Here is a 7,890-nt window from a genome sequence, read left to right on the forward strand (position 1 = left end):
CATGGATGCGGATACCGGCATGCATTTGCTGGCGCAGATGCTACTGACGGCAGCCAAAGTATCGGCACCGATACTGATCGGTACCTTGCTGGTGGGCCTGCTCGTTTCGGTATTCCAGGTAGTGACTCAGATTCAGGAAATGACGCTTACCTTCATTCCGAAGCTGGTGCTGGTGGTGGCGATGTTTCTGCTGTTGGGCTCGTGGATGATCGCCGTCGTGGTGGAGTTTGCGCGCCACGTCATCGGCATGGCGGGCGGCATAGGCTCGTTATGATCGATATGACAAGCCTGATGACGGGATGGTTGCTGGCGCTGCTGCGCTTTACCCCGCTGCTGCTGATGCCCGCCCTGACTCCTTTCAGCTGGGCCCCCTTGCATGTACGCATGATGCTGCTGATCGCCTTGTCGTGGTTGGCGGTGGGCGTGATGCCGCAGGCGCCCGAATCATCACATTTGCTATTGGCCAGTGGTTGTTCAGAGCTATTGATCGGTGGTTGCTACAGCATGGCGGTGATGCTGCCGATGGCTGCCTTGGGTTTGCCGGCCCGCCTGCTTGATGTGCAGGCAGGCCTGGCTTCGGCCAGTTTGTTCAATCCTAGTGTGCAAAGTACCGATTCCCTGCTGGGCACCTTGCTATCGCTCGCCGGTACCTTGGTGTTCTTCGCACTGGGCTTTCACTTGTTGGTGTTGCGCAGCTTGATGGCCTCGGCGCGCCTGGTGCCTTTGGGCGCGCTCGCTCACGCCCCGCATCTTTCGGCCTTGCTCGGCATGTTGGGCTCGCAGTTTGTCTTGGGCCTGATGGTGGTATTGCCGGTGGTGTTGGGGCTGTTCGTGATCGATCTGGTGATCGCGTTCGCCAGTCGCTCCATGCCGCAAGCGAATATTTATTTTCTCGCGCTGCCGCTGAAAGTGGTGGCGGTGCTGGCCTTGCTTGCAGGTTCCTTGCGATTGGCGCCGACCTTGATGAGTCGTTTGTTTACCGACGCATTGGTCGGGTCGCAAGCCATGGTGAAGGGCTGAGCATGGCTGACGACCAAGACAAGACCGAAAAGCCAACCTCGTTCCGCTTGCAGGAGGCTCGCGAGAAAGGACAAGTCGCGCGAAGCACTGAACTTTCCTCAGTCATTACGCTGGCGTTTTTTTGTTTTGCGCTGATCTCCGGATTGACCGGCATTGTTACTGCCATGGCCGCGGCGCTACGGGCATCCATTGCTTTGGCCGGGGCTGAGCCGCAGCTCGGGCCGGGGTTTGCGCACTGGATGAGTGGTGCCTTTGCGCCGGTATGGCACGCGCTTGGGCCCGCCATATTCGCCCTGGTTGTGGCGGCGATTGCCATCAATGTGCTGCAGACGGGGGTGATTTTCACGACGACGCCGTTGAAGCCCGATCCGTCGCGATTGAATCCGATCAAGGGTTTCAAGCGTATTTTCTCATTGCGAACATTTTGGGATTTGTCGCGGCTTTTGCTGAAGCTGGCGATTTTGTCGGCAACGATGTTCTGGATGACCAGGGCATTGTGGCGACCGTTGATGGCGTCGGCGGCGGCCGCGCCATCCACGGTGCCGTGGCTGCTGTCGGACCTGTTTGCGCACGTTACAAAATGGCTGCTGCTGGTGCTTGGCTTTATCGCTATGCTCGATCTGTTGTTCTCGCGGAAAGAGTTCATTCGCAAGCTGCGGATGAGTCGACGTGAATTGAAAGACGAGCACAAACGTCATGATGGCGACCCCGGCATCCGCTCCAAGCGGCGGCGCCTGGCGCGTGAAATACTCACGCGCATCCAGTCGGTGGCACGCGTGTCGGCGGCCGATGTGATCGTGACGAATCCAACTCATGTGGCGATCGCCTTGCAGTACCGTACCGCGCGGATGCAGGCGCCGATCGTCTTGTCCAAGGGCAGTGGCTGGTTGAGCGCGCGTATTCGCAAGATTGGCGCGCAGCATGGCGTGCCGATCGTGCGCTCGCCTGCGCTGGCCCGAGCCTTGTTCAAAGAGTGCGCGATCGATGCGGCCATTCCGGCGCATCGCTATGGCGAAGTGGGTGGTATCTATCGCTGGGTCATGGCACGCCCAGGGCATCGGGTGCACTCATGAAGGTTTTGCTGAAGCAACTGTTGGTCGGCAAACAGGATATCGCCCTGGTCGGGGCGGTGATTTTTATTCTCACCATTTTGTTCGTGCCGGTTTCCGCTGGTTTGCTGGATTTTCTGCTGATCGTGAACTTCAGCGTAGCGTTGCTGGTTTTGCTGATCACGTTTCTTACCGATTCGCCGCTGAACTTCTCGACCTTTCCATCATTGCTGTTGATTACCACGCTGTTTCGCCTGGCGTTGAACGTCTCGGCGACACGGCTGATCTTGAACGGTGGCAGCGCGGGTCACGTCATCGGCGCGGTAGGCGCCTATGTCGTAGGCGGTAACTATGTCATCGGCCTGGTGGTGTTTCTGATCTTGGTGGTCGTGCAGTACGTCGTAGTGACCAGCGGTGCACAGCGTGTGGCCGAAGTGGCCGCTCGCTTTACCCTGGACAGCATGCCTGGCAAGCAGATGAGCATCGATGCCGACATGAACATGGGGCTGATCGATGAGGTGGAAGCCCGGCGGCGCCGTGCGCTGATCGAGCGCGAGGCGAACTTCTATGGTGCGATGGACGGCGCCACCAAGTTCGTCAAGGGTGATGCGATTGCCGGCATCATCATTTTGTTGATCGACATCATCGGCGGCCTTTCCATCGGCATGCTCCAACACGGCATGCCTTGGACCGAGGCCGTTCATCGCTATACCTTGCTGACGGTAGGCGACGGCATCGTCACGCAGATCCCCTCGCTGGTGATCGCGGTGGCGACGGGCATCATCATTACGCGAGCTGCCTCGGATGCCGAACTGGGCGGCCAGATCGCCAAGCAAGTGCTGTCCAATCCACGAACCTTGCTGGTCGTCGGTATCACCCTGTTTATGCTGTTGCTGCTGCCCGGGCTGCCGTTTTTTCCGGTGCTGGTGGTGCTGGCAGGTATTGTGGGTCTGATCTATATGACGCGCCGTGGTGATGATGCTTTGGCGGATGCCGCCATGGAGATCAAGGACACGGCAGCCAAGGACGCAGAGGAAGATTTCTATAAGACATTGCAAATCGATCCGCTGGAAATTCGCCTGGGTTCGGCGGTATCGGCCGTTTTCCGCGAGCGATCCACAGAGTTGAACGAGCGCGTGCAAGGGCTGCGGCGCCAGTTCGTCCTTGATTACGGCTTTGTGTTACCACCGGTAATGACGCGCGAGTTGGCGGCCGGAAGCGGCAGTGAACAGCAATATCAGGTGTTTCTGCATGGCAATCGTATCGGCCAGGGAGAGCTGTATTTCAACGCTGTCCTGGCGATCAATCCGGGTGGACAGCGACCACGTCTGGAGGGGCGCGAAACGCGCGATCCAGCTTACGGGTTGCCTGCGCAATGGGTGTCGCCTGATATACGACAGTTTGCGCGTGGCGCGGGTTACACCCTGGTCGACACCGACACGGTGCTGATCACCCATTTGAACGAGTTGATCAAACGTCATGCTGCCGAGTTGCTGACACGCGGCGAAGTAGAACGATTGGCGCTGCGCTTGAAAGAGCGCCAGGCGAGCCTGGTCGATGAGTTGATACCTGCGGTGTTGACCTATAGCGACGTGCAGAAGGTGCTGCAGATCCTGTTGCGGGAGTTGGTCAGCATTCGTCAGCTGGAGACTATCTTTGAAGTGCTGGTCGATGCGGGCAAAGGTACCAAGGTGGCCGAAGATCTGGCCGAGCGTGTTCGCGAACGCCTCGGTGCGGGCATCTGCCAGAAAGCCAGCAATGACCAGGGTGAACTGCATGTGCTTACTCTTGCCCCGGAGTTTGAGCGCTCGATGCTGCAGGCGGCGCGGCAGCGCGACAACCACGCGCTCGTGCTACCCGACGCCAGCCAGCTCGACGGCTTCTTATCCAGCCTGGCCAAGCAGTCGGACGCCATGCTCAGCAAGAGCCTGATGCCGGTGCTGTTGTGTCCTTCGCTGTTGCGGCGACACGTGCGTGGGCTGATTCAACGCTCGCTGCCACATATCACCGTGATTGGTATCAACGAATTGCCGACCACCGCGATCGTACGTGCTTTCGGAACTGTGACGCCGGCGACGGCGTGAGGAAACATCAATGACCGACCCCATCAGCGCCATCGCCCGATATCTCAGTGCCGACGTTCGAGCGCTAGGCACGCTCAGTCAGAACGTCGCCAATCTGACCACGCCAGGTTTTCGCGCAGTTCAGCGTGTCGAGAGCTTCAGCAGCACGCTGGCTTCGCCTACGCGTATCGACTTGCACGATGGCGCCTTGATTCATACCGGGCGTGCGCTTGATCTGGCACTGCAAGGACCAGGTTTTTTTCAGGTGCAGAACGGCGAGCAGACCTACCTGACCCGCAGTGGGCAGTTCAAGGTGGATGTCGACGGACAACTGGTCGATTCGCAGGGGCGCGCGGTATTGGGAAAGAACGGACCAATCACACTGGCTCACGAGGCGGTAACGATCAGCGAGGATGGCTCCATTCACGATGGCGCCACGGTGGTCGATCAGCTGGCGTTGGTCGACGTCGCCGACGGTACGCAACTGCAGTCTTTGGGGCAGGGTTTATATGCCTCGTCCGGCGCGATCGCCGAAGCGCAAAGCAAGGTTCATCAAGGTGCGCTGGAAGGGTCCAATGTCGATCCGGGACACGAGATGGTGCGCCTGATGGAGCTGTCTCGACATGCAGGCTCGATTCAACACGCTATTTCCACCTACCACGCAACATTGGTGGCAGGCATTGACCAGATCGGCAAGAGCTCCTGAGGACACCATGATCGACGCACTCTATATCGCAGCCAGTGGCTTGAGCTCGCAGCAGCAACAGATCGATGTCATTTCAAACAATCTCGCCAATATGCAGACGCCAGGCTATAAGCGTTCGCGTGTGGCGTTCACCGATGTTTCGTCGCTGACGCCAGCGCAAGCTCAGCAAGGGCTGGCGACCAATCTGGTCGGCGCGGGCACGCAGATCATGGAGACGGCTCCCGTCATGCTGGATGGCACCATTCAGCAGACCAACAACACCTTGGACGTGGCTATTCAAGGAGCCGGGTTTTTCGAGATCGAAAGCGGCGATAACGAGCGCCTGTATACGCGTGCCGGTCAGCTGAAAATCGACAGTGACGGCTATCTGGCCAACGCGACCGGGCAGCGGCTTGCCCAGAACATCCAGATTCCTACGGATGCCACACACATCACCATTGCCAGCAACGGTGAGATTCGCGGCGTGCTCGGCAGCGACAAGCAGGACAGCTCGATTGGCAATTTGCAGCTGGCAACCTTCTCTGCGCCAGAGGCTTTACGCTCAGTAGGCGGGAATAATTTCGCAACTACGCCGGCATCCGGCGATGCGGTGATCGGCAAGCCCGGTGATGCTGGATTCGGTTCGCTCAGCCAGGGTTATGTCGAAGGCTCCAATGTCGATCTCGTCGGAGAAATGTCCACGCTGGTATTGGCGCAGCGGGCCTATCAGCTCAATGCGCGCGTGTTGCAAGCATCCGATCAGATTCTCGACACCATCAATAATCTGAATCGATGAAATGGCTGACCTCCATCGGCATCAGTATCGGCGTGCTTTGCGTGCTGCCGCTTGATCTCACCGCTGCAACGCCGTCGTCCGATGCGGATGCCATCGTGGCCGCTGCGCAGTCATCGGTCGAGCAGCGGCTAGGTAGCGGTTACTCCCGAGTAGAACTGATTGTCACGGGGCGCCCCGAGCGGGTGTCGCATGGCAGCGAACATGTTGAATATCGTGCCACTCCTGTTACCGGCCATTGGCCGCGTGCGCGTTTCAGGGTCATGGTGGAGGTTCGGGTCAAGGGGCGTTTGCAGCAAACGGTGCCCGTGGGTTTCGCGTTGGCAGCCTACGCGCCCGCCTGGGTTTATCGTGAAAATGTTTCAGATCGAGCCATTGCCGAGGACTTGAGCCTTAGTCAGCAAACCGCCGATGTGGCCGCGAGCGCCGCTGAGCCGGTGGCTTCACCGGAGCTACTCAAGGGCATGCGTCTGCGGCGTGTGGTGCGCGCTGGCCAAGTGGTCACCAAGGCCGATTTTGAGCCCGTGCCAGATATCGATAACCGCCAACGCGTGAAGCTGCTCGCTGCCTTTGGCGCCATTACCGTCGAGAGTGTGGGGGTGGCCATGCAAGCAGGTAACAAAGGCGACGTTGTGCCTATTCAGGTGGCTGGCAACAGCCAGCCGGTCAAGGCAACCATCACCGACCGCGGAGTAGCGCAAGTTGTACCGTAAATTGACCCTAGGATTGCTGCTGGCCTTTGTTATGCAGGCCCAGTCCGCGCATGCGCAAGAGCATGCTGCCGGCATGATCGACCCGACGACGTATCACGGCTTGGCCGAAGATCGTCGTGCCCATCGGGTGGGCGATACGCTGACGGTACTCGTCGTGGAGACTTCGCGCGCTTCGGCAACCGCAAACACGGCGTCAGGAAATGATGTGCAGTTGAATGCCGGTCTGCGCACGACCAATCGCGATCACGGCGGCGTGTTGAGCCTGGGTGGCAGTGATACGGGTACGGGCCAGACCAATCGATCCGGTGCGGTGCAGACCCAGTTGGCGGTGCGCGTTGTCGGCATCGACGACTCCGGCACCTTGCGCATTCGCGGCGAGCAATCGGTTGTGGTCAACGGCGAGACTCAGCACATCGCGCTCAATGGCGCCGTGCGGCCCGAAGACATCTCGTCGGCCAATACCATTCTTTCCAATCGCATCAGCGAAGCCAATATCGAATTCACCGGACGTGGTGACGTCAGTGAGCCACAAAAGCGCAGCATCATCTATCGGATTACCAAATGGCTGGGTCTACTGTGAAGCGCTGGTTGGCGGTCGCACTTTTTGCCTGTGTCGGGATCAGCCAGGTGCACGCGCAGGGCTTTGTCGGCGTGCGCCTGAAAGAGATCGCCCGAGCTGAAGGTGTGCAAGACAATGCGTTGATCGGCTACGGCTTGGTCGTGGGCCTTTCAGGTTCGGGCGACAGCAGCCGCAATCACGCCACCATGCAATCGGTCGCGAACACGTTGAGCCATTTCGGTGTCAACGTCACGACCGATGACCTCAACAGCCGAAATGTCGCGGCTGTCATGGTCACCACGACATTGCCGGCTTTTGCCGAGCCTGGACAGAAACTGGATGTGTCGGTGGCATCGGTAGGTGATGCGCGCAGTCTCAGTGGCGGTACCTTGCTGCTCGCGCCGTTGGATGGCCCGGATGGCCAGGTTTACGCGCTGGCCCAAGGTGCGATCTCGGTCGGTGGCTACAAGGTTCAATCGTTCGGTAGCGTTGAACAGAAAAATCACCCTACGGCGGGACTCGTGCCAGATGGCGCCACCGTGCAACGCTCAGCCCCGTTGGGAGCCTTGGGTACAACGGGGTCGATCAACGTCATCCTGTATCAGCCCGACTTTACGACGGCTACGCGGGTTGCCCAGGCCCTGCAGCGTTCGCTGCCTGGAGTGCAGGCAGCAGCTGTGCATGCCGGCAAAGTGGTGGTGCATTTCAATCAACCATCGGGCAGCGTGGTGCAAGCTATTTCGGCGATCGAGAATGTAACGGTCGAACCCGACCAGGTGGCACGCGTTGTCGTCAACGAGCGAACCGGCACCGTGGTTTCCGGGGGCGACGTTCGCTTGGCTAGCGTCACCATTTCACAAGGTGACTTGCGGGTTTCGATCAAGACCAATTATCTGGTCTCGCAGCCTGATGGCATTTACGTCGATCCATCGCGCAACATTCAGACGGCGGTTGTCCCGGAGTCGAAGATCAAAGTCAACGAGGACGATGCGCGCATGGTCAATCTGA

9 protein-coding genes are annotated in these 7,890 nt (G+C 59.1%); all 9 read left to right on the top strand.

Annotated features, from left to right (window positions below; translation table 11 throughout):
* Position 1: 1 nt before the first annotated feature.
* Positions 2 to 274: a flagellar biosynthetic protein FliQ gene (locus OUZ52_RS06940; RefSeq protein ID WP_266157649.1), complete on the top strand. Its 273-nt coding sequence runs from the start codon at positions 2 to 4 to the stop codon at positions 272 to 274.
* The gene (locus OUZ52_RS06945) at positions 271 to 1,020 is read left to right on the top strand and encodes a flagellar biosynthetic protein FliR (protein WP_266157650.1); all 750 of its coding nucleotides are present in this window, start codon (positions 271 to 273) and stop codon (positions 1,018 to 1,020) included. Before OUZ52_RS06940 ends, OUZ52_RS06945 begins: the two co-directional genes overlap by 4 nt.
* A 2-nt stretch (positions 1,021 to 1,022) precedes the next feature.
* Complete coding sequence (locus tag OUZ52_RS06950) at positions 1,023 to 2,093, top strand: EscU/YscU/HrcU family type III secretion system export apparatus switch protein (protein WP_266157651.1); 1,071 nt, start codon at positions 1,023 to 1,025, stop codon at positions 2,091 to 2,093.
* Positions 2,090 to 4,153, top strand: a complete 2,064-nt coding sequence (locus OUZ52_RS06955; RefSeq protein ID WP_266157652.1) for a flagellar biosynthesis protein FlhA — start codon at positions 2,090 to 2,092, stop codon at positions 4,151 to 4,153. The genes OUZ52_RS06950 and OUZ52_RS06955 overlap by 4 nt, the downstream gene beginning before the upstream one ends.
* Positions 4,154 to 4,163: 10 nt before the next feature.
* A complete protein-coding gene (locus OUZ52_RS06960) occupies positions 4,164 to 4,838 on the top strand; it encodes a flagellar hook-basal body protein (RefSeq protein WP_266157653.1) in 675 nt (224 codons plus the stop codon).
* 7 nt (positions 4,839 to 4,845) lie between these two features.
* Positions 4,846 to 5,613, top strand: coding sequence for a flagellar hook-basal body protein (locus OUZ52_RS06965; RefSeq protein ID WP_266157654.1), 768 nt, complete (start codon positions 4,846 to 4,848; stop codon positions 5,611 to 5,613).
* Positions 5,610 to 6,323, top strand: coding sequence for a flagellar basal body P-ring formation chaperone FlgA (flgA, locus tag OUZ52_RS06970; RefSeq protein WP_266157655.1), 714 nt, complete (start codon positions 5,610 to 5,612; stop codon positions 6,321 to 6,323). The genes OUZ52_RS06965 and flgA overlap by 4 nt, the downstream gene beginning before the upstream one ends.
* 31 nt (positions 6,324 to 6,354) lie before the next feature.
* A complete protein-coding gene (locus OUZ52_RS06975; protein WP_266157656.1) occupies positions 6,355 to 6,903 on the top strand; it encodes a flagellar basal body L-ring protein FlgH in 549 nt (182 codons plus the stop codon).
* Positions 6,885 to 7,890 (top strand): flagellar basal body P-ring protein FlgI (gene flgI, locus OUZ52_RS06980; RefSeq protein WP_266157657.1); only part of this gene is annotated, 1,006 nt, incomplete at its 3' end. The genes OUZ52_RS06975 and flgI, both read left to right, overlap by 19 nt.

Origin of the sequence: Dyella silvatica, assembly GCF_026283955.1 — a bacterium.
GTDB classification, from domain to species: Bacteria; Pseudomonadota; Gammaproteobacteria; order Xanthomonadales; family Rhodanobacteraceae; genus Dyella_C; species Dyella_C silvatica.

What these genes read in the sequence shown, in the direction of transcription:
- OUZ52_RS06940 (WP_266157649.1), top strand. Translation starts at nt 2, where the DNA reads ATGGATGCGGATACCGGCATGCATTTGCTGGCGCAGATGCTACTGACG.
- OUZ52_RS06945 (WP_266157650.1), top strand. Translation starts at nt 271, where the DNA reads ATGATCGATATGACAAGCCTGATGACGGGATGGTTGCTGGCGCTGCTG.
- OUZ52_RS06950 (WP_266157651.1), top strand. Translation starts at nt 1,023, where the DNA reads ATGGCTGACGACCAAGACAAGACCGAAAAGCCAACCTCGTTCCGCTTG.
- OUZ52_RS06955 (WP_266157652.1), top strand. Translation starts at nt 2,090, where the DNA reads ATGAAGGTTTTGCTGAAGCAACTGTTGGTCGGCAAACAGGATATCGCC.
- OUZ52_RS06960 (WP_266157653.1), top strand. Translation starts at nt 4,164, where the DNA reads ATGACCGACCCCATCAGCGCCATCGCCCGATATCTCAGTGCCGACGTT.
- OUZ52_RS06965 (WP_266157654.1), top strand. Translation starts at nt 4,846, where the DNA reads ATGATCGACGCACTCTATATCGCAGCCAGTGGCTTGAGCTCGCAGCAG.
- flgA (WP_266157655.1), top strand. Translation starts at nt 5,610, where the DNA reads ATGAAATGGCTGACCTCCATCGGCATCAGTATCGGCGTGCTTTGCGTG.
- OUZ52_RS06975 (WP_266157656.1), top strand. Translation starts at nt 6,355, where the DNA reads ATGCAGGCCCAGTCCGCGCATGCGCAAGAGCATGCTGCCGGCATGATC.